Here is a 22,329-nt window from a genome sequence, read left to right as displayed (position 1 = left end):
CCGTCTTCTGCAAGAACTCGACATTCTCACGGCAATCCGCTCCCAGGCCTTGTGGGCGGAGCGGCCACCGTCGTACCTTCGGCTCGTTCCGGCCCGCCGATGCGCCGCTCGCGGGTCCCGCTCCCGCGAAACGAGTCGACGATGACACGCATCCCGCCTTCCTCCGACGCCCCTGTCCCCTCCGCCCGCCGCGGCCTCCGACGGCGGACTGCACGGCCGCTCGCCGTGGTCGCCGGCGCCGCGGCATCCGTTCTGCTGGGCGGCTCGGTGGGCGCGACCGCCGCCGCGGCCACGCCGTCGTCAGCGCCCGCGCCCGTCGTGACCCGCGCGGCGCTCGACCCCGCCCTCGTCGACGGCCGGGGCGCCGACGTCCCGTTCCTGGAGCAGGAGGCCGAGCACGCGGCCGCCACGACCGGATCGGTGCTTCCTCCGAGCCGCGACGCGTACACGCTCGCGGCCGAGGCATCCGGTCGCAGCGCCGTGCAGCTCGCACCGGGCGAGTGGATCGAGTTCACGCTGCCCGAGCGCACGAACGCGATCACGGTCCGATACAGCATTCCGGATGCCTCCGCCGGCGGCGGGATCACCTCGCCGCTCGACGTCGCGGTCGACGGCAGGCAGCGGCAGACCATGACGCTGACATCCGAGTATTCGTGGCTGTACAACCAGTACCCGTTCACGAACGACCCGAACGCGGGGCTCCTGCACCCCGACTGGTGGGTCGTGGAGCGCGACGGTCCGGAGCCGACGGGCATCACCGTGCCGTTCCGGCCCATGCACTTCTACGACGAGCAGCGGCTGCTCCTCGGCCGGGCGTTCCCGGCCGGCGCCACCCTGCGGCTCAGCGTCCCCCCGGACGCCCCGGCCGACCTCACCACGATCGACCTCATCGACACCGAGCTCGTCGCGCCGCCGACCCGGCTCGCGCGCGCGGCCAACGTGCTCGCGTTCGGCGCGGACCCGACGGGCGTCCGCGACTCCGCGCCGGCCATCGAAGCCGCCATCGCCGTCGCGAAGCGGAAGGACCGGCCGGTCTACCTGCCGCCCGGCACCTTCCGGGTCGACCGCCACATCATCGTGGACGACGTCACGATCGAGGGCGCAGGCAGCTGGTATACCGTCGTCCAGGGCCGCGAGGTCGCGCTCGCGGAGCCCGCGCCCGACGGCTCGGTGCACACCGGCGTCGGCTTCTACGGCAAGCCGGCCGCCGAGGGCGGCAGCCACGACGTCCACCTGTCGGGCTTCGCGATCCGCGGGGACGTGCGCGAGCGGATCGACACCGACCAGGTCAACGGCATCGGCGGCGCCTTCTCCGACTCCACCTTCGAGGGGCTCCACATCGAGCACACGAAGGTGGGCATCTGGCTGGACGGGCCGATGGACGGGGTGCGCATCAGCGACGTGATGATCGTCGACCAGATCGCCGACGCCGTGAACTTCCACACCGGCGTGACGAACTCGGTCGTGGCGCACAGCTTCATCCGCAACACCGGCGACGACGGCCTCGCGATGTGGTCGGAGGGCACCGCCAACGCGGGCAACGCGTTCGTCCGGAACACCGTGCAGACGCCGACCCTCGCGAACGGCATCGCCGTGTACGGCGGCACCGACCTGACCGTCGAGGGCAACCTGGTGGCCGACCCCATCCGCGAGGGCAGCGGGTTGCACGCCGGCTCGCGGTTCGGCGCCGAGCCGTTCGCCGGCACCATCCGCTTCACCGACAACACCGTCGTGCGGGCGGGCACCTTCGAGCTGAACTGGCGGGTCGGGCTCGGTGCGATCTGGCTCTACGCCCTCGACCGCTCGATCGATTCGCGTATCGAGGTGACGGGCGACCACTATCTCGACAGCACCTACAACGCGATCATGCTGGTCTCGGACTGGGGAGTGAAGGACCTCGTCCGCATCGATGACGTCGCGTTCCGCGACATCCGCGTCGACGGGACGGGCACGTCGGTGGTGAGTGCGCGTATCGCGGGCGGTGCGTCCTTCGAGAACGTGGATGCCCGCAACGTCGGCGCCGTCGGCATCAACAACTGCGGCTCGTTCAACTTCCCGGCGAGCGGGTCGGAGTTCGTCGTGACCGACCTCGGCGGCAACGACGGCGGCGGCACGACCGGCCCCTGGCTCGCGCCGTGGGAGCTTCCGAACACGATCACGTGCGACGACCGACCGGCGGTGGTCGCTCCCCCGGCCCCGTCCCCCTGGGTCCAGCCCTGATCACCGGCCTCGATACGGCGAAGGCCCCCGCGGGATCCGCTGGGGCCTTCGTCTCGGTGGGCGATACTGGGATCGAACCAGTGACCTCTTCCGTGTCAGGGAAGCGCGCTACCGCTGCGCCAATCGCCCGTATGAACTGATCAACCGTATCAGGCGGACCAGGTTGTGGAGGTGGATACGGGATTCGAACCCGTGTATACGGCTTTGCAGGCCGCTGCCTCGCCTCTCGGCCAATCCACCGTGTACCTCGGCCGGCCTCAGGCCGACGTGAGCACTGGCTTCACCGTACTGGGTTTTCTCCTCAGTGTTGCCACCTCAGAACAAAGCCGAGCATTGCTGCTCGGCTTCGATCAGAGCGGATGACGAGACTCGAACTCGCGACCCTCACCTTGGCAAGGTGATGCGCTACCAACTGCGCCACATCCGCGTTGTCACCGTTTCCGGCGACAGAGAGACTCTAACCGATCGGGTGAACGACTCGCAAACTGACACCGGCTCCACCGGGATTCATCCCGGTCACCGGACCATTCCCGCCGCGCATCCCGGGCGTGTCGAGCGTTCGCCGCCGAGGCCCCGGCGGGCACTCCGGCGGAGGGCCATGCGCCGATGTGCAATCGCCCCCTCGCGTCGGCTAGTATCGAACCCGCGGCCGACCGGTTCGGTCGCGAACTCCTGATGGGCGATTGGCGCAGCTGGTAGCGCGCTTCCTTCACACGGAAGAGGTCGTCGGTTCGAGCCCGGCATCGCCCACACAGAGAAGCCCCCGGTCCGCCGGGGGCTTCGTCGTTTCCGGGAGGCGGCTCGCGCGACCACGACCGCCGGCCTGTCAGCGCGCCGCGTCAGCGCCGCCGCGTCAGCGCCAGCCGTACCGCGCCTCCAGCGCCGCCGTCAGCCGCGCGAAGCGCTCCGCATCGAGCGAGGCTCCCTCGCGCCGCATCCCGCCGGTCCGCACCCGGAAGACCCGGTCGATCCGCGCCCAACTCGGCCGGCCCGAAGCATCCCAGTCGCCGGCGCCGAGGCCGAGGTAGTCGCGATCGCCGTCGCGACCCTTGCTCGTGAGCTGCACCGCGAGGAAGTCGCCGGGCGCTCCGGCGGCCACGATCGCCACGGGCCGGTCCTTCCCGCGCCCGTCGTGCTCCTCGTACGGCACCCAGGTCCACACGATCTCGCCGGGGTCGGGCTGTCCGTCGTGCTCGGGCGCGTAGGCGAAGCGCACGCGGCCGATGCGGTGCGGGTCGAGTTCGAGCGTCGCGGCCTCCCCCGCCTGCCCGGGCGACAGCTCCCCTGCGGACACGCGCCGGGCGGAGACCTCCGCACGCCCCCCTCGCGTCGCCGCCGTCTCGCGGACGGGAGCGGGCCGCCGACCTGAGCCCGAGACCGAGCGGACGACACGCCGAAGGGCGGTGAGGAAGCGACTGGTGCTCGGCACACCCGCACACTACCCCACCGCCCTCGCGGCGGATCCGACGGATCAGACGGTCTCGAGCTTGTAGCCCTCCTCGCCGTGCACCACGGTGTCGATGCCGGCGATCTCGTCCTCGTTCTTCACACGGAAGCCGATGGTCTTCTGGATGGCGAAGCCGATGACGTAGGCGAGCACGAACGAGTACGCGAGTACCGCGAGCGCCGCGATCGCCTGCACGAGCAGCTGGGTCGCGTCGCCCGAGTAGATGAGGCCGGTGCCGTTCGCGAAGATGCCGAGGTACAGCGTGCCGATGAGGCCGCCGACGAGGTGGATGCCCACCACGTCGAGCGAGTCGTCGAAGCCCCACTTGAACTTCAGGTCCACGGCCAGGGCGCAGACCGCACCGGCGAGCACGCCGAGGACGATCGCCCACACCGGGGTCAGCGAGGCGCATGCGGGCGTGATCGCGACGAGACCCGCCACAGCGCCGGAGGCGGCACCGACCGAGGTCGGCTTGCCGTCCTTGATCTTCTCGACGACGAGCCACGCGAGGAGGGCCGCCGCGGGGGCCGCGATAGTGTTCACGAACGCCAGCGCCGCGGTGCCGTCGGCCGCGAGCTCGGAGCCCGCGTTGAAGCCGAACCAGCCGAACCACAGCAGCCCGGCGCCGAGGAGCACGAACGGCGGGTTGTGCGGCACGTGCGCGCCCTTCGAGAAGCCGACGCGCTTGCCGAGCACGAGGGCGAGGGCGAGGGCAGCCGCACCCGCGTTGATGTGCACCGCGGTGCCGCCGGCGAAGTCGATCGCCCCGACGCCGAAGAACTCCTGCATGCCGTAGGTGATCCATCCGCCGTACGCGAAGGAACCGTCCTCGGCCAGGCCGAAGTTGAAGACCCAGCTCGCCACCGGGAAGTAGACGACGGTCGCCCAGATGCCGGCGAAGATCATCCACGCGCCGAACTTGGCGCGGTCGGCGATGGCACCGGACACGAGCGCGACCGTGAGGATCGCGAAGGTCGCCTGGAACGCGACGAACGCGAGCGGCGGGTAGGCCGCGTCCTCAGGCGTCTCGAGGAGGCTCGCCAGGCCGATCGCCGACCAGTCGATGGACCACGGGGCGGCGAGGCCGTCGGCGGAAGGGAATGCGATCGCGTACCCGTAGAGCACCCACAGGACGCCGATGAGTCCCAGTGCGCCGAAGCTCAGCATCATCATGCTGATGACGCTCTTGGCCTTGACGAGACCGCCGTAGAAGAACGCCAGTCCAGGGGTCATCAGCAACACGAGGGCTGCCGCGATCAGGAGAAACGCGGTGTTGCCTTGATCCATCTCGAACCTCTCTTGTGAAAACAGGGGGCTTGCGAGGCCCAGTTTCACGAGTCGAGGTTTCCTGCGTCGTCGGCCGGTGTTTCGACGTCGTTACGAGGACGGCCCGCGTGTAAACACCGCGTTTCGGCGAGCACGCGATCAGCCGGGAATCCGCCAGGGGATGCTGCGAGCGGATGCCCCGTGGCCGTGCGTGCACGGTCAGCCCGGGCGGAGCGCGCTCAGTCGTGGGGAGGCAGCTCGCCGGTCGTGAGCGCCGTCATCCGGCTCATCGCGCGGAGGTACTTCTTGCGGTAGCCGCCGCCCAGCATCTCGTCGTCGAAGACCCGGTCGAGCGGGACGCCGCTCGCGATGATCGGCACCTCGGCGTCGTAGACGCGGTCGATGAACGCGACGAGGCGCAGCGCCGCGTTCTGGTCGTGCAGCACCCGCACGCCGCGGAGCGCGATGAACTCGACGCCTGCGACGAGCTTGACGTACTTCGACGGATGCACCGTCGCGAGGTGCGCGATGAGCGCGTCGAAATCGTCGAGGGACACGCGGTGGCCCCGTTCGGACAGGGCGGCGGCGGTGTGCTCGACCTGCGCGTCGTCGGCGAGCGCCTCGGCGTGGCCGTCGGTGTCGCGGCGTCGGAAGTCGAGGCCGTCGATGCGCAGCGTCTCGAAGTTCGAGGAGAGGCCCTGGATCTCGCGGAGGAAGTCGGCCGCCGCGAAGCGGCCCTCGCCGAGCGCGTTCGGCGGCGTGTTGCTCGTGGCCGCGACGCGCGTGCCGCCCGCCATGAGCTCGCCGAGGAACCGCGTCATCAGCATGGTGTCGCCCGGATCGTCGAGCTCGAACTCGTCGATGCAGATGAGCTTCGCCCCGCGGAGCGCGTCGAGCGCCTTGGCGTAGCCGAGAGCGCCGACGAGCGCGGTGTACTCGATGAACGTGCCGAAGTACTTCGGGCCGTGCGCCACGTGCCAGAGGGCCGCGAGCAGGTGGGTCTTGCCGACGCCGAACCCGCCGTCGAGGTACACGCCGGGCAGTTCGATCCGGGCCGGCCGCTTGCGCGAGAAGAACCCGCCCGGCCGCTGCGCGGCGCGCCAGGCTCCGGCGAAGACCTTGAGCCGGTCGAGTGCGGCCTGCTGCGACGGGAAGTCGGGGTCGGGCCGGTACGACTCGAAGCTCGCGTGCTCGAACTGCGGCGGCGGCACGAGCTCGCCGGCGATCTCGGCGCCCGAGATCAGGGGGTCGCGGTCGACGAGGCGGATGAAGGCGGAGGCTGCAGCCGAGGTCATGGAATGGGGCTTTCGTATTGCACCGGATGACGCGGCGGGTGACGGGCCGGTGACTTCGACCGGCGCGCCGCGTAGATTCGAGGTGGACAGCTCAACAGCCTAGTCCGCACCCCCGTTCAGCCCCGTCCACCCGGGCGATCCCCAGGAGGTCCCATGTCCGTCGAGTTCGACCCCGCCGAGAAGTTCGCGGCCTACGCGCATCCCGAGCGCCTCGTGAGCACCGAATGGCTCGCCGAACGGCTGGGGCAACCGGGCCTCGTGGTGGTCGAGTCCGACGAGGACGTGCTGCTCTACGAGACGGGGCACATCCCCGGCGCGGTCAAGATCGACTGGCACACCGACCTCAACGACCCCGTGGTCCGCGACTACGTCGACCCCGAGCGCTTCGCGGCGCTGCTCGGGTCGAAGGGCATCGCCCGCGATACGACCGTGGTCATCTACGGCGACAAGAACAACTGGTGGGCGGCGTACGCGCTCTGGGTGTTCACGCTCTTCGGCCACGAAGACGTCCGCCTCCTCGATGGCGGTCGCGACCTGTGGATCGCCGAAGGACGACCACTCACCACCGACGCGCCCGAAGTGACGCCGGTCGAGTACCCGGTCGTCGAGCGCGACGATGTCGCGATCCGCGCCTTCAAGGACGACGTGCTCGCCCACCTCGGCAACCCCCTCATCGACGTCCGCTCCCCCGAGGAGTACTCGGGCGAGCGCACCACCGCCCCCGCCTACCCCGAGGAGGGCGCGCTCCGCGCCGGACACATCCCGACCGCCGCGTCCGTGCCGTGGGCCCGCGCGGCCGCGGCCGACGGCACCTTCAAGTCGCGTGAGGAGCTCGATGCGATCTACCGCGACGAGGTCGGCCTGCAGGACGGCGACGAGATCATCGCGTACTGCCGGATCGGCGAGCGTTCGAGCCACACCTGGTTCGTGCTGAAGCACCTGCTCGGCTTCGAGCAGGTCCGCAACTACGACGGCTCGTGGACCGAGTGGGGCAGCGCCGTGCGCGTGCCGATCGTCTCGGGCACCGAGCGCGGGGAACTGCCGGCCCGCTGAGCGCCGCCCGCTCCATGTCGGGCGGGCCGGGAAGCGCGTCACCCGTGGGAGAATCGAACCGATGGATGCCACGCCCCTGCCCGCCCGCCTCGCGGAGACCCGTGAGGACTTCCTCGCCCTCGGCGTCCGCGATCGACTGCAGCTGCTGCTCGACTTCTCGAACGAGCTGCCCGAGCTGCCCGAGCGGTTCCGCGACCATCCCGACCTGTTCGAGCGGGTCGAGGAATGCCAGTCCCCGGTCTTCATCTTCGTCGAGGTGATCGGCGGCATCGTGCACCTGCACGCCACCGCGCCCGCCGAGGCGCCGACCACCCGCGGGTTCGCGTCGATCCTCGTCCAGGGCCTCGACGGTCTGACGGTCGACGAGGTGCTCGCCGTCCCCGCCGACTACCCGCAGACGCTCGGGCTCGCCGAGGCGGTGTCTCCGTTGCGGGTGCGCGGCATGACCGGCATGCTCGGCAGGGTGAAGCGCCAGGTGCGCGAGCGCCTCGCCGCCTGAGCGCACGAGCCGTCAGCCGGCGATCTCCGCTTCCTCCGGGAGCGGCGCTGCCGAGACGCGGCGGCGCTCGAGCCAGGCGCCGATGAGCCGGCTCCACCGTTCAGGGTCGTGGTTCCAGAGCTTCGTGTGCCTGGCGCCTTGGAACACCTCGAACTCCACGAGGTCGGGCCTGGCGGCCGCGAAGCGGCGGGCGCCGTCGATCGGCACGAACCCGTCGTCCTCGCTCGCGAGGAGGAGGATCGGCACGTCGAACTCGTCCGCACGTGCCACCGCGTCGAGGCTCTCGAGATCGATCGGCGCCGCCATCCCGGTGACGCCGACCGCGACCGGGGCGCTCAGCAGCCGCGTCACGAGCTCGCTGAGTTCGTCGGGCAGCCCGTAGGTCGAGCCCTGGAAGCGGAGGATGTCGGCCCAGTCGATGGCCGGCGACTCGAGGATGACCCCGACGAGCCCGTCGCGCACCTCGGCCGATCGCAGTACGGCCTGCAACACGATCGAGCCGCCCATCGACCACCCCATGAGCACGATCTCGCGCGCACCGTGTTCGCGGGCGAACCGGACCGCTGCCACGACGTCCTCCCATTCGGTTCCGCCGAGCCCGTACCGGCGGTCGAGGCTCTCGGGCGCCTCGCCGTCGTTGCGGTACGAGACGAGCAACGTGTCCCAGCCCCCGTCGCGCGCGGCAGGCACGGCACGCAGGCCCTCCTGCCGCTTCGCGCCGCGTCCGTGCACCTGGATGACCCAGCGCCCCGTCGACGCCTCGGCCGGCACCTGCCACGCGGGCGCCGGTCCGAGCTCGGTCTCGACCACGACGTTCCGGTACGGCACACCGAGCTCCCACGGGCCGAGCAGCATCCAGCCGTCCATCCGGCCGCGACGGGCGCGGTCGAGACGACCGAAGTCGACGCCCTCGATCGCCCGCGTGACGACACGTCCAGAGGTCTCGAGGACATCGCCGAGACGGGCGTGGCCCGATTCGCGGTCGAACCAGAACCCGTACCGCCCGCGCATGTCGACGTCCGCGCCTTCGAGCGCGATGCGGCCGGCCGGGAGGTCGACGCCGACGATGCGCACGTCCTCGTCGCGGACCCGGGGCGGCGTCACCACCTTTCGCGCGAAGACCACCGCGACGATCGACACAGCGGCGGCCGCCACGGCGCCGAGCAGTCCGATCGCGGCCGCGAGACGGCCGACGACCACTCCCGCGGAGACCCGTCGACGTGGCATGCGAACCCCTCCAATGCATGGTGCGGATCGTTCCAGGGACGGTGCGGCGTGCCGCCGCCCGGCGCCCCGGTCCAGACTCTAGTCTGCACACGTGCCCGACCGAGCCACGCCAGCGCCAGCCGAGTTCGAGGCCGCGTTGGCCTCGATGCGGTCGGCTGCGCCGAGAGATGAACTGCGGATCGAGGAGTTCCCCGCTCCGGGATCCCTTGCGCCGTTCGCCGCCGCCTTGGCCGCCGACGTCGAGCCGGACCGCCATGCCGACGACTCCTCGCTCGGCACCGGCCGGTTCGTGCTGCTCTACGACCCCGACGAGCCCGAGGCCTGGGGCGGCCGGTTCCGGGTCGTCTGCTTCGCGCAGGCGCCGCTCGAGACCGACATCGGACTCGACCCGTTCCTCGCCGACGTCGCGTGGTCGTGGCTGGTCGACGCGCTCGACGCGCGCGGCGCGAAGTACATGGCCGCCAGCGGCACTGCGACGAAGGTGCTGTCGACGGGATACGGCGAGCTCGCGCATCGCGGCGACGGGGCGCAGCTGGAACTCCGTGCCTCGTGGACGCCGCTCGACGCGCAGATCGCACCGCATGTGGAAGGGTGGGGTGAGCTGTTGTGCATGCTCGCCGGGCTCCCGCCCAGATCGGAAGGGGTGACGGCCCTGCCCCGACGGAGGAACCGTGGCTGAATTCCGGGTGATCGAGACCCCCGAGGCGTTCGACGACGCCGTCGAGGCGCTGGCGGCGGGCGAGGGTCCCATCGCGGTCGACGCCGAACGGGCGAGCGGCTTCCGGTACTCGCAGCGCGCGTACCTCATCCAGATGTACCGGCGGGGCTCGGGCACGTTCCTCTTCGACCCGCCCACGATCCCCGACTTCTCAGCGCTGGAGCACACGATCATGCGCGAGGAGTGGGTGCTGCACGCCGCGAGCCAAGACCTGGCGTGCCTCCGCGAGGTCGGGCTCGACCCGACCCGCATCTTCGACACGGAGCTCGCGGCGCGACTGCTCGGGATGCCTCGCGTCGGACTCGCCTCGGTCGCCGAGGAGCTGCTCGGTGTGAAGCTCGCGAAGGAGCACTCCGCCGCCGACTGGTCGACCCGGCCGCTCCCGGAGTCGTGGCTGACGTACGCCGCCCTCGACGTGGAGCTGCTCGTGGACATCCGCGACCGGCTCGACGAACGGCTCACGGAGGCGCACAAGGCCGAGCTCGCGACTCAGGAGTTCGAGGCGGTGCTGCACCGCGAGGCGAAGCCCGCTGCGGCGGAGCCGTGGCGCCGGCTCTCGGGCATCCATTCGATCCGTCACGCGCGCAACCTCGCGGTCGCACGGGCGCTGTGGCTCGCGCGCGACGCTCGGGCCGCCGAGATCGATGTGGCCCCCGGACGACTCGTGCCCGATGCGTCGATCATCGCGGCGGCGAAGGCGCTGCCGCGCAGCAAGCGCGGGCTCGCCGAGCTGCGGGAGTTCACGGGTCGCGCGAGCCGGTCCGAGATCGACCGCTGGTGGAGCGCGATCGAGGAGGGTCTCGCGACGGAGGACCTGCCCGCGGTCCGTGTGCCGAGCGACGCTCCTCCCCCGCCGCGGGCGTGGGCGGCGCGGCATCCCGATGCCGATGCCCGGCTGCGCCTCGCGAAGACCGCTGTCGGCGAACAGGCCGAGCGCATGCAGATGCCGGTCGAGAACCTGCTGACCCCCGACCACCTGCGGCGGGTGGCCTGGAAGCCGCCGGCGGATGCCTCGGCGGCGGGCATCCGCGAGGCGCTCGCGGCGCTCGGCGCCCGCCCCTGGCAGCTTGACGCGACCGCACAGATTATCGCCGACGCCTTTGTCGAGGCGGCACAATCCGTCGAAGACGCCTCCGCGGCCGCTTCGTAGGTTCCGTCAACCGATTCCACGCCCTTCCGAGCCGTTCGTAGGATCGAGGCATCCTGATCGAAAGGGAGCTGCAGCGTGGCTGAACGAGCTGATGTCGTGTTCGTCGACGGGGTCCGAACCCCGTTCGGTCGAGCCGGTGAAAAGGGCATGTACTGGAACACCCGGGCCGACGACCTCGCGGTCAAGGCCATCACGGGACTGCTCGAGCGCAACCCGAACCTGCCGAAAGACCGCGTCGACGACGTCGCGATCGCCGCGACGACGCAGCAGGGCGACCAGGGCCTGACCCTGGGCCGTACGGCCGCCATCCTCGCCGGCCTGCCGATGACGGTGCCCGGATTCGCGATCGACCGCATGTGCGCCGGCGCGATGACGGCGGTCACCACCACCGGCTCGGGCATCGGCTTCGGCCAGTACGACGTCGTCATCGCCGGCGGCGTGGAGCACATGGGCCGTCACCCGATGGGCCTCGACGCCGACCCGAACCCGCGCTTCCTCACCGAGAAGCTCGTGGCCGCCGACGCGCTCAACATGGGCAACACGGCCGAGCGCCTCCACGACCGCTTCCCGCACCTGACGAAGGAGCGCTCCGACCGGTTCGGCATGCTGAGCCAGCAGAAGGTGCAGGCCGCGTACGAGGCCGGACACATCCAGCCCGACCTCGTGCCCGTCGCGATCCGCACCGCGGAGGGCTGGGGCCTCGCGACCGAGGACGAGGGCCGTCGCCCCGAGACGACCATGGAGGGACTGGCGAGTCTGAAGACGCCGTTCCGCCCGCACGGTCGCGTGACCGCCGGCAACGCCTCCCCGCTCACCGACGGCGCCACCGCGGCGATCCTCGCGAGCGGCGATGCGGTCAAGGAGCTCGGCCTCACGGCGAAGATGCGCATGGTCGCCTTCGGCTTCGCCGGCGTCGAGCCCGAGGTGATGGGCATCGGGCCGATCCCCTCGACCGAGAAGGCGCTGAAGCGCGCCGGCCTCAAGATCGAGGACATCGGCCTGTTCGAACTCAACGAGGCGTTCGCCGTGCAGGTGATCAGCTTCCTCGACCACTTCGGCATCGCCGACGACGACCCCCGCGTGAACCCCTGGGGCGGCGCGATCGCGATCGGCCACCCGCTCGCCGCATCGGGCGTCCGGCTCATGCTCCAGCTCGCCCGCCAGTTCGAACAGCACCCCGAGGTGCGCTACGGCCTCACCGCCATGTGCGTCGGCCTCGGCCAGGGCGGCAGCGTCATCTGGGAGAACCCGCACCACAAGCACTACGGAAAGGGCCGTTGAGCTCCATGACCGACTACTCGAAGATCGACTTCTCCGAGCTGGCCGCCATGTCGGACGACGAGGTCGTCACGCACTCGTACGTGCGCGACATCCGTCTGCCGTCCGGCAACGTGCTCGCGCTCATCACGCTCGACAACGGCCGCGACCACACCCGGCCCTCCACGCTGGGGCCGGTCACGCTGCTCGAGCTGAACGACCGCCTCGACGAGCTCGCCGCACGGGCGAAGGCCGGCGAGATCCAGGCCGTCGCGATCACCGGCAAGCCGTACTTCCTCGCCGCGGGCGCCGACCTGTCGAAGGTCAGCGAGATCCCGAGCCGCGAGGTCGCCCTGAAGATGGGCCAGCTCGGCCACTTCGTGCTCGGCAAGCTGGGCGAACTGGGTGTGCCCTCGTTCTGCTTCATCAACGGCCTCGCCCTCGGCGGCGGCGTCGAGATCGCACTGAACAGCGACTACCGCACCGTGGATGCCTCCGCCCCCGGCCTCGGGCTGCCCGAGGTGTTCCTCGGCATCATCCCCGGCTGGGGCGGCGCCTACCTCCTGCCGAACCTCATCGGTATCGAGAACGCGCTGAAGGTCATCGTCGAGAACCCGCTGAAGAACAACCGCATGCTGAAGGCGAAGGACGCCCTCGAGCTCGGGATCGCCGACGCGATGTTCTCGCCGGTGAACTTCCTCGAGGACTCGCTGAAGTGGGCCGACGGGGTGCTCGGCGGGAAGATCAAGGTCAAGCGGCCGAACGAGCCGGGCAAGCTGGAGCGCCTCGCCAAATGGGACGTCGCGATCGGCATCGCCCGGAAGAGCCTCGAGTCCAAGATCGGCACGGTCGCGAAGTCTCCCTACGCCGCACTCGACCTGCTGAAGGCCGCGAAGTCGGGCACGAAGGCCGAAGGGTTCGCCCGCGAGGACGAGACGCTCGCCGACCTCATCGCCGGCGACCAGTTCCAGGCGTCGATCTACGCGTTCAACCTCGTGCAGAAGCGGGCGAAGCGGCCCGCCGGCGCCCCCGACAAGTCGCTCGCCCGGAAGGTCACGAAGGTCGGCATCATCGGCGCCGGTCTGATGGCCAGCCAGTTCGCGCTGCTGTTCGTGCGTCGACTGCAGGTGCCCGTCGTCATCACCGACCTCGACCAGGCCCGCGTCGACAAGGGGCTCTCGTACATCACCGACGAGATCGGGAAGCTGCAGGAGAAGGGCCGGATCGACTCCGACGAGGCCAACCGTCTGCGCGCGCTGGTCTCCGGCACGACCGACAAGGCCGACTTCGCCGACTGCGACTGGGTCATCGAGGCGGTCTTCGAAGACCTCGCGGTCAAGCAGCAGGTCTTCGCCGATGTCGAGCAGTACGTCTCCGATACGGCGATCCTCGCGACGAACACGTCGTCGCTGTCGGTGGAGCAGATCGGGGCGAAGCTCGCCCATCCCGAGCGGGTCGTGGGCTTCCACTTCTTCAACCCGGTCGCGGTCATGCCGCTGCTCGAGATCGTGAAGGCCCCCGCCACCGACGACGAGACCCTCGCCACCGCGTTCGCGACCGCGGCGAAGCTGAAGAAGTCGGCCGTCCTCACCGCAGACGCGCCCGGGTTCGTCGTCAACCGGCTGCTCGCGAAGGTCATGGGCGAGGCGGCCCGCGCGGTCGACGAGGGAACCCCGGTCCCCGTCGTCGAGAAGGCCCTCGCCCCCATCGGACTGCCGATGGGACCGTTCGAGCTCATCGACCTCGTCGGCTGGGCCGTCGCCGCGCACGTGCAGGACACCATGGTCCGCGAGTTCCCCGAGCGCTTCTACGCGTCGGAGAACATGCACATCCTGTCCAAGCTCGGCCAGGTGGTCGAGAAGGACAAGAACGGCAAGGTCACCGACCTCACCAAGGAGGCGAAGAAGGCCATCACGGTCGGCAAGAAGCCGGTCGACGAGGCCACGATCCTCCGCCGGGTCGAGGACGAGCTCGCGCAGGAGATCAAGCTCATGCTCGACGAGCAGGTCGTCGCCGCCGCGGAGGACATCGACCTGTGCCTCATCCTCGGCGCAGGCTGGCCCTTCCAGGCGGGCGGGGCGACGCCCTACCTCGACCGGGTGGGCGCGTCGCAGCGGGTCTTCGGCGACACGTTCCACCACCCGACCATCAAGGGCGTCGGCGCGTAACCTGCGCCCCGCACACACGAAGGGCCCCGGCTTGCGCCGGGGCCCTTCGTGCGTACCGTTCCCGGGGCGAGGCCATCGCCGACGGCTGACACCGTCCGAACGCGCTCAGAGCCGGCGGTGGGACCCGGTGTCGCTGGACACCGATTCCAGGCCCGCGCCCCGGGCGTGCGGAAGCTTGCTGCCGAGCACCATGGCCGTCACGTCGCGAGCGATCTGCTGCGGCGTGAGGCCCACCCGTTCGAGGATCTCCGACCGCGACCCGTGGTCGAGGAACTCGTCGGGCAGACCGAGTTCGGTGACCGCCGTGTCGACGCCCGCCTCCCTGAGGTCCTGACGGATGCGGGTCCCGATGCCGCCGACCCGGATGCCGTCCTCCAGGCTCACGACGATGCGGTACTCGGCGGAGAGCTCGATCACGCTGCGGGGCACGGGCACCACCCAGCGGGGATCGACGACGGTCGCGCCGATGCCCTGCGCCTCGAGCCGCGCCGCGACGTCGAGGGCGATGCCCGCCATCGGGCCGACCGCGACGATCAGCACGTCCTTCCGTTCCGCCTCGAGGAGCACGTCGACGCCGTCGTCCGTCCGGCGCACCGCGGCGAACTCGGTGCCGACCGTGCCCTTCGGGAACCTCAGCACCGTCGGGGCATCCGTCACGTCGACGGCTTCCGCGAGCTCCTCCGCGAGCCGGATCGAGTCACGCGGCGCGGCGATGCGGATACCGGGCACGACCTGCAGGATCGAGAGGTCCCAGACGCCGTGGTGGCTCGGGCCATCGGGGCCTGTGACGCCGGCGCGATCGAGCACGAACGTCACGCCCGCCCGGTGCAGCGCGACATCCATCAGCAGCTGATCGAAGGCGCGGTTCATGAACGTGGCGTAGACCGCGACGACCGGGTGCAACCCGCCGAAGGCGAGGCCCGCCGCCGACGTGACGGCGTGCTGCTCGGCGATGCCGACGTCGAAAACACGCGTCGGGAACCGCTCGGCCATGCGGTGCAGGCCCGTCGGCCGGAGCATCGCCGCCGTGATGCCGACCAGGCGGTCGTTCTTGTCGGCCAGCGCCACGAGCTCGTCGGCGAACACGCTCGTCCACGACGGTGCCGAGGAGGTCTCGAGCGACTCGCCCGTCTCGGGGTCGATCTGGCCGACCGCGTGGAACTGGTCGGCGACGTCTCGGAGCGCCGGCTCGTACCCGCGCCCCTTGTCGGTGATCGCGTGCACGATGACCGGCGCGCCGTAGTTCTTCGCCTGGCGGAGCGCCGCCTCCATGGCGTGCTCGTCGTGCCCGTCGACGGGTCCGACGTACTTGATGTCGAGGTTGGAGTACAAGGCCTCGTTGTTGGTGAACCGCGACAGGAAGCCGTGCAGACCGCCGCGGACGCCGCGGTAGAACGCCTGCGCCGGCTCGCCCATGCGCTCGAACACGCGCCGGCTCGACAGGTGGAGCGACCTGTAGGTGCGCTTCGTGCGGACCGAGTTGAGGAAGCGCGCCATGCCGCCGATGGTCGGCGCGTACGAACGACCGTTGTCGTTCACGACGATCACGAGCTTGCGGGTGTTGTCGTCGGAGATGTTGTTCAGCGCCTCCCACGTCATGCCGCCGGTGAGCGCACCGTCGCCCACGACCGCGACCACGTGTCGGTCGCTCTGGCCCGTCATCTCGAACGCCTTCGAGATGCCGTCGGCCCACGACAGCGAACTCGACGCGTGGGAGCTCTCGACGATGTCGTGCTCGGACTCCGAACGCTGCGGATACCCGGCCAGCCCGCCCGACTGCCGCAGGGTGGAGAAGTCCTGCCGGCCGGTCAGCAGCTTGTGCACGTACGACTGGTGGCCGGTGTCGAAGACGATCGAGTCGCGAGGCGAGTCGAAGACGCGGTGGATGGCGAGCGTGAGCTCTACGACGCCGAGGTTCGGACCCAGGTGGCCGCCGGTCTTGGCCACGTTCTGCACGAGGTAGGCGCGGATCTCCGCGGCGAGATCGCCGAGCTCGGCCTGCGAGAGCGCGTCGAGGTCGCGGGGGCCTCCGATCTGCTCGAGCAGGGTCATCCGGAACCGCCTTTCATGACGCCCCGAAGCGGTCGGCGGCGTCGGGTCGAGTCTACGCGCCCCTGTCTGGGGCGCATCTGAAGGTGCCGGGGCCCCACCCGCCCTGGACGCACGAGACTGCCCGCGCGCGACATCCGATGACGGATGCCGCGACGCGGGCAGTCTCTGAACGGTCTACGCGACCAGGCTCCGCAGCACGTACTGCAGGATGCCGCCGTTGCGGTAGTAGTCGGCCTCACCGGGCGTGTCGATCCGGACGACCGCGTCGAACTCGACCCGCTGCTTGCCGGCCGGCGAGAACTCCGACGGCTCGGCGACCACGCGGACCGTCTTCGGGGTCACACCCTCGTTCAGCTGCTCGAGGCCGGTGATCGAGACGACCTCCGTGCCATCGAGGCCGAGCGAGTCGGCCGACTCCCCCGCCGGGAACTGCAGCGGGACGACGCCCATGCCGATGAGGTTCGAGCGGTGGATCCGCTCGAAGCTCTCGGTGATGACGGCCTTCACGCCGAGCAGGTTCGTGCCCTTCGCGGCCCAGTCGCGGCTCGAACCCGAGCCGTACTCCTTGCCGCCGAAGATGACGAGCGGCGTGCCCTGCGCCTGGTAGTTCATCGACGCGTCGTAGATGAACGACTGCGGGCCGCCCTCCTGCGTGAAGTCGCGGGTGTAGCCGCCCTCCACCCCGTCGAGGAGCTGGTTCTTCAGCCGGATGTTCGCGAACGTGCCGCGGATCATCACCTCGTGGTTGCCGCGACGCGAGCCGTAGGAGTTGAAGTCCTTGCGGTCGACGCCGTGCTCGGTCAGGTACCGACCGGCCGGGCTGTCGGCCTTGATCGAACCCGCCGGCGAGATGTGGTCGGTCGTGACCGAGTCGCCGAGCTTCGCGAGCACGCGCGCGCCGACGATGTCGGTCACGGGGGTGATCTCCATCGTCATGCCCTCGAAGTACGGAGGCTTGCGGACGTACGTGGACTCCGCGTTCCACTCGAAGGTCGCGCCGGTGGGCGTCGGCAGGGTCCGCCACCGCTCGTCGCCCTCGAAGACACTCGCGTACTGGCGCGTGAACATCTCCTCGTTGATCGACTCGTCGATGGTCTTCTGCACCTCGGCCGCGTCGGGCCAGATGTCCTTCAGGAACACGTCGTTGCCGTCGGAGTCCTGACCGAGCGGGTCGGTCTCGAAGTCGAAGTTCATCGACCCGGCGAGCGAGTACGCGATCACGAGCGGCGGGCTCGCGAGGTAGTTCATCTTCACGTCGGGGTTGATGCGGCCCTCGAAGTTGCGGTTGCCGGAGAGCACCGCGGTCACCGCGAGGTCGTTCTGCTGCACCGCAGCCGAGACCTCCTCGATGAGCGGGCCCGAGTTGCCGATGCAGGTCGTGCAGCCGTAGCCGACGGTGTAGAACCCGAGGTCTTCGAGGTCCTTCGTGAGGCCGGCCTTCTCGTAGTACTCGGTGACGACCTTCGAACCGGGAGCGAGCGTGGTCTTCACCCACGGCTTCGCCTTCAGGCCCTTCTTCACCGCGTTGCGGGCGAGCAGGCCGGCGGCGAGCATCACCGACGGGTTCGACGTGTTGGTGCACGAGGTGATCGCCGCGATGGTGACCGCGCCATGGTCGAGCGTGTACGCCGAGCCGTCTGCCTGCTCAACGCGCGTCGGCTTGGACGCCGACTTCGGCGCGTGCGAGTGGTGGTGGTGCACGTGGCTGCTGTACTCGTCTTCGGGCGAGTTCGCGGGCGGGTCGGACGCGGGGAACGACTCGGCGATCTCGAGGTCGACGAGGTCGTGGGTGACCTCGGTGTAGTTCGTGAGGTCCTGCTCGAACTGCTGCTTCGCCTGGGAGAGGACGATGCGGTCCTGCGGGCGCTTCGGCCCGGCGATCGAGGGAACGACCGTGGCGAGGTCTAGCTCGAGGTACTCGGAGTAGACCGGCTCGTGCGAGGCGTCGTGCCAGAGCGTCTGAGCCTTCGAGTACGCCTCGACGAGGGCGACCTGCTCCTCGCTGCGGCCGGTGAGGCGCAGGTAGTCGAGAGTGACCTCGTCGATCGGGAAGATGGCGGCGGTCGAGCCGAACTCGGGGCTCATGTTGCCGATGGTCGCGCGGTTGGCGAGCGGCACCGAGGCCACGCCCGAGCCGTAGAACTCGACGAACTTGCCGACCACGCCGTGCTGGCGCAGCATGTCGGTGATCGTGAGCACGACGTCGGTCGCGGTCACACCGGTCGGGATCTCGCCCGAGAGCTTGAAGCCGACGACCTTGGGGATGAGCATCGATACGGGCTGTCCGAGCATGGCGGCCTCGGCCTCGATGCCGCCGACGCCCCAGCCGAGCACGCCGAGGCCGTTGACCATCGTGGTGTGCGAGTCGGTGCCGACGCAGGTGTCGGGGTAGGCGCGGAGCACTCCGTCGACCGTGCGGGTGTAGGTGACCTTCGCGAGGTGCTCGATGTTCACCTGGTGCACGATGCCGGTGCCCGGCGGCACGACCTTGAAGTCGTCGAACGCCGTCTGGCCCCAGCGGAGGAACTGGTACCGCTCGCCGTTGCGCTCGTACTCGATCTCGACGTTGCGCTCCAGCGCGTTCTCGGTGCCGAAGAGGTCGGCGATGACCGAGTGGTCGATCACCATCTCGGCCGGCGAGAGCGGGTTGATCTTGTTGGGGTCGCCGCCGAGGCCGACGACGGCCTCGCGCATCGTCGCGAGGTCGACGATGCAGGGCACGCCCGTGAAGTCCTGCATGACGACGCGCGCCGGCGTGAACTGGATCTCGGTGTCGGGCTCGGCCGTCGGCACCCACGAGCCGAGCGCCTGGATCTGCTCCTTGGTGACGTTCGCGCCGTCCTCGGTGCGGAGCAGGTTCTCCAGCAGCACCTTCAGGCTGAAGGGGAGCTTCTCGTAGCCGGGGACGGTGTCGACCCGGAAGATCTCGTACGCCGTCTCACCGACGTGGAGCGTGTCCTTCGCCCCGAAACTGTTCACTGCAGACACGATGTCCTCTCCTTCGCGGATGCCGGGCATGTGAACGCGCGGCAACTCGATCTTGCTCGTCAGACATGGGGCTGTTCCAGCAAGGGTAACCTAAGCGGTCAGCCCGCGGGCCTGCGGTCGCCTGCCCGGAAATTTATCTCGACGTCGAGATAACTGTATCACTCGCCGGAGCGTCGCGGCGCCCACGCCGCACGTACCACGAGCCAGGTGAAGACGAGCATCAGGGCATAGAGCGGGACACCCATGAGGAGGCGAGTGAGCCCGAGCGCCTGCACGTTCTCGACGAAATACAGCGGCACCTGCACCACCAGGCGGAGCACGAAGAAGCCGATCCACGACAGGGTGAGGATCTGCGCGAGCCGCACCTTGCGGCGCTCGGAGCGCCAGGCGGTGCCGTCGCCGACGAGGAAGCCGACGATGAGCCCGATGGCCGGCCACCGCACGACCATGGAGACGAGGAGCGCCAGCGCATACCCGGCATTGGTGAAGAAGCCGAGCACGTAGTTGTCACGCGCATCGCCCGACCACAGCGCGAGCGCCGCGGACAGCAGGACGCCCACGAGGCCCGCGATGGCCTGGGTCGGCTGCCCCTTCACCACGACACGGGCGACGGTGAACACCACCGCGAGCCCAACGGATGCCCCGAGCGAGGGCACGAGCGCCGCCTGGGGGTCGGTACCGCCGAAGCTGGTGAGCACGGAGTACACCACGAGGAAGACGAGGCCGGGCAGCAGCGCCTCGAGGATGCCCCGGACTCCGCCGACGGCGGCGAGGATGTCTCGGCCGGTCAGCTGCTCGTCGCGCGCGAGCCCGCCGAGCCCGCTGCGCTCGGCCGCAGCGGAGAACTGACGCGCGAACTCCGCCTTCAGATCGGGCTGCCCGGCGCTGGCGTCGTCGGCGCGCGCGGCGTCATCGCCCCGGTCGTCCCGACGGCGCGCGTCGTCCGGCTCGGCCGTCACCGCGTCTGGCCGGGCGTGCCGGTCGCCGGCATCCGCAGCGGGATGAGATCCCGCGGCGGCATGGGCGTCGTGCCGCGCACGACGACGATGGAACGGAAGAGGTCTTCGACCTGCGCGGCAGCGCCGGGCTCGACGGCCGCCTCGCCCGCGATGACGCCCCGCAGGAACCAGCGCGGGCCGTCGACGCCGACGAACCGGGCGAGCCGCATGTGCGCGGGCTGGTCAGCGGTGGCCGCGACGGGGATCTGCGCCAGCAGCTCGGGACCGAACGCGCCCTCGCGCACGGTCGTCGTGCCGCCCTGCCTGGCGATCTGGTCGGCGATCTGCGCCCGGATCTCGTGCCAGAGCCCGCTCGACCGCGGCGCGGCGAACGGCTGGACCTGCAGCGTGGAGTTGGCATAATCGAGGCCGATCGCCACGACGCGCTTCGTCCCCTCCTCGATCTCGAGGCGCAGGTGCAGTCCCTCGCGGGGCAGCACCTTCACCCCGCCGAGGTCGACGTACGGTCGGACGGGGTTGGCCTCGGCCTCGTCGAGCGGACCCGCCGTCTCGCGGTCGGCGGGCGCCGACTTCGGCTGGTCGACGGGGGCGTCGCCCACGTTCTCGATGTCGCTCACGCGTTCACTCCTGACTTGTGCTCCCCGAACCCGGTCGAGCCGAACCCGCCCTCGCCGCGAAGGCTGCCGGGCAGCCGCTCGACCTCGACGAATCGCGCCCGGCTGACCGGCATCACCACGACCTGGGCGATGCGATCGCCGGCCTCGATGCGGTACGGCTCGCGGGCGTCGGTGTTCAGCAGGGCGACCTTGATCTCGCCGCGATATCCGGCGTCGACGGTGCCCGGGGCGTTGACGATGGTGATGCCGTGCTTGAACGCGAGTCCCGATCGCGGCACGACGAAGGCGACGTAGCCGTCGGGCAGCGCGATCGACACCCCGGTGCCCACCGTGGCCCGCTGGCCCGGCTCGAGCACGAGCGACTCGGCGGCGTGGAGGTCGGCGCCCGCATCGCCCGGGTGAGCGTAGGTGGGGACGCGCTCGGCCGTGATCAGCACATCGACGGAATCGGTCACCGTTCGAGGGTAGTGCAGAAGTCTGGTCGAATAGAGCCATGCCCGACTATCGCGAGCGCATGTGGCCGTCACCGTGGATCTACGTCTCGAGCCTGCTGCTCATCCCCGCCAGCATCCTGGTGCTGGCGCCGGTCTCGCTGCCCGCCGGCATCGTCACCGGCCTCGTGCTCTACCTCGGCGGGGTGGGGGCGCTCTCGCTCACCGCACCGGTCGTCGAGGTGGCGGACGGGCGCCTGCGAGCGGGCCGGGCAGAGATCGCCACGGCCCTGACCGGCGAGGCGGTGGCGGCCGAAGGCGACGCAGCCCGTACCGAGCTCGGCACCGGCCTCGACGCCCGGGCGTTCCTCGTCATCCGAGGATGGATCCGCCCCGTCGTGCGGATCCCCATCGCCGACCCCGCCGACCCGACGCCCTACTGGCTCGTCTCGAGCCGACGGCCCAACGAACTGGCCGCCGCGATCAATGGATCGCGGCGGCCCGATGCGGAGACGACCGACTAGCTCAGGAGGCGCACTCCAGGCAGATCGGTCCGAGCTTGGTCTCGTGGTCGATCTGCGAGCGATGCTTCACGAGGAAGCAGCTCACACAGGTGAACTCATCCGCCTGCGGCGGGAGCACGACGACGTCGAGCTCGACGTCGGACAGGTCGGCTCCGGCCAGGTCGAAGCTGCCGGGGTTGTCGGCGTCTTCGACGTCGACCTGTCCCGAGAGCTTGTCGGGAACGCGCTCCTTGAGGGCCTCGATCGACTCGGAGTCGTCTTCGGTCTTCCGCGGTGCGTCGTAATCCGTTGCCATGCCCATCCATTCTTCGTGGCGCCGAGAATTCGGCGGCCATAGTTTGCACGAAAAGCCGGTCATTGGCAAACTTCCGCGGTGGTCGCTCCGACCGGTCACTCGTGCAACTTCCGGCACGCCCGGGCTATTCCCGCGGTCGGCCTGCGGGCGTGGCATCCTTGGG

General features: G+C 70.2%; 18 protein-coding genes and 4 tRNA genes. 9 read left to right on the top strand and 13 right to left on the bottom strand.

Going from position 1 to position 22,329, the window contains the following annotated elements:
- Positions 1-141 precede the first annotated feature (141 nt).
- Positions 142-2,220, top strand: a complete 2,079-nt coding sequence (locus ABIQ69_RS07640; RefSeq protein ID WP_350349762.1) for a glycosyl hydrolase family 28-related protein — start codon at positions 142-144, stop codon at positions 2,218-2,220.
- 57 nt (positions 2,221-2,277) lie between these two features.
- Here ABIQ69_RS07640 and ABIQ69_RS07635 read toward each other — a convergent pair.
- From ABIQ69_RS07635 to ABIQ69_RS07625, 3 genes are all read right to left on the bottom strand, one after another.
- Positions 2,278-2,349 (bottom strand) — tRNA-Val (locus ABIQ69_RS07635).
- Between the two features lie 37 nt (positions 2,350-2,386).
- Positions 2,387-2,460: transfer RNA gene (locus tag ABIQ69_RS07630), tRNA-Cys, on the bottom strand.
- 114 nt (positions 2,461-2,574) lie between these two features.
- Positions 2,575-2,647 (bottom strand) — tRNA-Gly (locus ABIQ69_RS07625).
- Between the two features lie 250 nt (positions 2,648-2,897).
- Here ABIQ69_RS07625 and ABIQ69_RS07620 point away from each other — a divergent pair.
- Positions 2,898-2,970 (top strand) — tRNA-Val (locus ABIQ69_RS07620).
- A 103-nt stretch (positions 2,971-3,073) separates the two neighbouring features.
- Here ABIQ69_RS07620 and ABIQ69_RS07615 read toward each other — a convergent pair.
- The 3 genes from ABIQ69_RS07615 to zapE all read right to left on the bottom strand — a co-directional run bounded on the left by ABIQ69_RS07615 (position 3,074) and on the right by zapE (position 6,228).
- Positions 3,074-3,649, bottom strand: a complete 576-nt coding sequence (locus ABIQ69_RS07615; protein WP_350349761.1) for a type II toxin-antitoxin system PemK/MazF family toxin — start codon at positions 3,647-3,649, stop codon at positions 3,074-3,076.
- Between the two features lie 42 nt (positions 3,650-3,691).
- On the bottom strand, positions 3,692-4,954 hold the full coding sequence (locus ABIQ69_RS07610) for an ammonium transporter (RefSeq protein WP_350349760.1): 1,263 nt from the start codon (positions 4,952-4,954) through the stop codon (positions 3,692-3,694).
- A gap of 218 nt (positions 4,955-5,172) precedes the next feature.
- Complete coding sequence (zapE, locus tag ABIQ69_RS07605; RefSeq protein WP_350349759.1) at positions 5,173-6,228, bottom strand: cell division protein ZapE; 1,056 nt, start codon at positions 6,226-6,228, stop codon at positions 5,173-5,175.
- A gap of 153 nt (positions 6,229-6,381) precedes the next feature.
- On the opposite strand from zapE, the gene ABIQ69_RS07600 reads away from it, so the two are divergent.
- Complete coding sequence (locus tag ABIQ69_RS07600) at positions 6,382-7,281, top strand: sulfurtransferase (protein ID WP_350349758.1); 900 nt, start codon at positions 6,382-6,384, stop codon at positions 7,279-7,281.
- A gap of 61 nt (positions 7,282-7,342) precedes the next feature.
- Positions 7,343-7,780 carry a SufE family protein gene (locus ABIQ69_RS07595; RefSeq protein ID WP_350349757.1) on the top strand — a complete coding sequence of 146 codons (438 nt, stop codon included), beginning with the start codon at positions 7,343-7,345 and terminating at the stop codon, positions 7,778-7,780.
- 12 nt (positions 7,781-7,792) lie between these two features.
- Here ABIQ69_RS07595 and ABIQ69_RS07590 read toward each other — a convergent pair whose 3' ends face one another.
- Entirely contained in the window at positions 7,793-9,007 is a 1,215-nt protein-coding gene (locus ABIQ69_RS07590) for an alpha/beta fold hydrolase (RefSeq protein ID WP_350349756.1), read from the bottom strand.
- A gap of 91 nt (positions 9,008-9,098) precedes the next feature.
- Between ABIQ69_RS07590 and ABIQ69_RS07585 the strand changes: the two genes are divergently transcribed.
- From ABIQ69_RS07585 to ABIQ69_RS07570, 4 genes are all read left to right on the top strand, one after another.
- Positions 9,099-9,686 carry a DUF3000 domain-containing protein gene (locus ABIQ69_RS07585; RefSeq protein WP_350349755.1) on the top strand — a complete coding sequence of 196 codons (588 nt, stop codon included), beginning with the start codon at positions 9,099-9,101 and terminating at the stop codon, positions 9,684-9,686.
- Complete coding sequence (locus tag ABIQ69_RS07580; RefSeq protein WP_350349754.1) at positions 9,679-10,875, top strand: HRDC domain-containing protein; 1,197 nt, start codon at positions 9,679-9,681, stop codon at positions 10,873-10,875. The genes ABIQ69_RS07585 and ABIQ69_RS07580 overlap by 8 nt, the downstream gene beginning before the upstream one ends.
- A 75-nt stretch (positions 10,876-10,950) precedes the next feature.
- A complete protein-coding gene (locus ABIQ69_RS07575) occupies positions 10,951-12,156 on the top strand; it encodes a thiolase family protein (RefSeq protein WP_350349753.1) in 1,206 nt (401 codons plus the stop codon).
- 5 nt (positions 12,157-12,161) lie between these two features.
- Complete coding sequence (locus ABIQ69_RS07570) at positions 12,162-14,300, top strand: 3-hydroxyacyl-CoA dehydrogenase NAD-binding domain-containing protein (protein WP_350349752.1); 2,139 nt, start codon at positions 12,162-12,164, stop codon at positions 14,298-14,300.
- A gap of 105 nt (positions 14,301-14,405) precedes the next feature.
- Here the strand turns inward: ABIQ69_RS07570 and dxs are convergent, their stop codons facing one another.
- The 5 genes from dxs to dut all read right to left on the bottom strand — a co-directional run bounded on the left by dxs (position 14,406) and on the right by dut (position 21,371).
- Positions 14,406-16,352: a 1-deoxy-D-xylulose-5-phosphate synthase gene (gene dxs / locus ABIQ69_RS07565; RefSeq protein ID WP_350349751.1), complete on the bottom strand. Its 1,947-nt coding sequence runs from the start codon at positions 16,350-16,352 to the stop codon at positions 14,406-14,408.
- Between the two features lie 174 nt (positions 16,353-16,526).
- Entirely contained in the window at positions 16,527-19,340 is a 2,814-nt protein-coding gene (acnA, locus tag ABIQ69_RS07560; protein WP_350349750.1) for an aconitate hydratase AcnA, read from the bottom strand.
- Positions 19,341-19,498: 158 nt separating this feature from the next.
- Positions 19,499-20,299 carry a DUF3159 domain-containing protein gene (locus tag ABIQ69_RS07555; RefSeq protein ID WP_350349749.1) on the bottom strand — a complete coding sequence of 267 codons (801 nt, stop codon included), beginning with the start codon at positions 20,297-20,299 and terminating at the stop codon, positions 19,499-19,501.
- Positions 20,296-20,916: a DUF3710 domain-containing protein gene (locus tag ABIQ69_RS07550; RefSeq protein ID WP_350349748.1), complete on the bottom strand. Its 621-nt coding sequence runs from the start codon at positions 20,914-20,916 to the stop codon at positions 20,296-20,298. Before ABIQ69_RS07550 ends, ABIQ69_RS07555 begins: the two co-directional genes overlap by 4 nt.
- The gene (dut, locus tag ABIQ69_RS07545; protein WP_350349747.1) at positions 20,913-21,371 is read right to left on the bottom strand and encodes a dUTP diphosphatase; all 459 of its coding nucleotides are present in this window, start codon (positions 21,369-21,371) and stop codon (positions 20,913-20,915) included. Before dut ends, ABIQ69_RS07550 begins: the two co-directional genes overlap by 4 nt.
- Positions 21,372-21,409: 38 nt before the next feature.
- Here dut and ABIQ69_RS07540 point away from each other — a divergent pair, with 38 nt between their 5' ends.
- Positions 21,410-21,871, top strand: a complete 462-nt coding sequence (locus ABIQ69_RS07540) for a DUF3093 domain-containing protein (RefSeq protein WP_350349746.1) — start codon at positions 21,410-21,412, stop codon at positions 21,869-21,871.
- Position 21,872: 1 nt separating this feature from the next.
- On the opposite strand, the gene ABIQ69_RS07535 is transcribed toward ABIQ69_RS07540, so the two are convergent.
- Positions 21,873-22,166: a DUF4193 domain-containing protein gene (locus tag ABIQ69_RS07535; protein ID WP_350349745.1), complete on the bottom strand. Its 294-nt coding sequence runs from the start codon at positions 22,164-22,166 to the stop codon at positions 21,873-21,875.
- Positions 22,167-22,329 lie beyond the last annotated feature (163 nt).

Source organism: Agromyces sp. G08B096 (assembly GCF_040267705.1).
Classification (GTDB): Bacteria; Actinomycetota; Actinomycetes; order Actinomycetales; family Microbacteriaceae; genus Agromyces.
The sequence above is the reverse complement of the archived record's forward strand: the minus strand, read 5'-3'. Positions and strand labels throughout refer to the sequence as shown.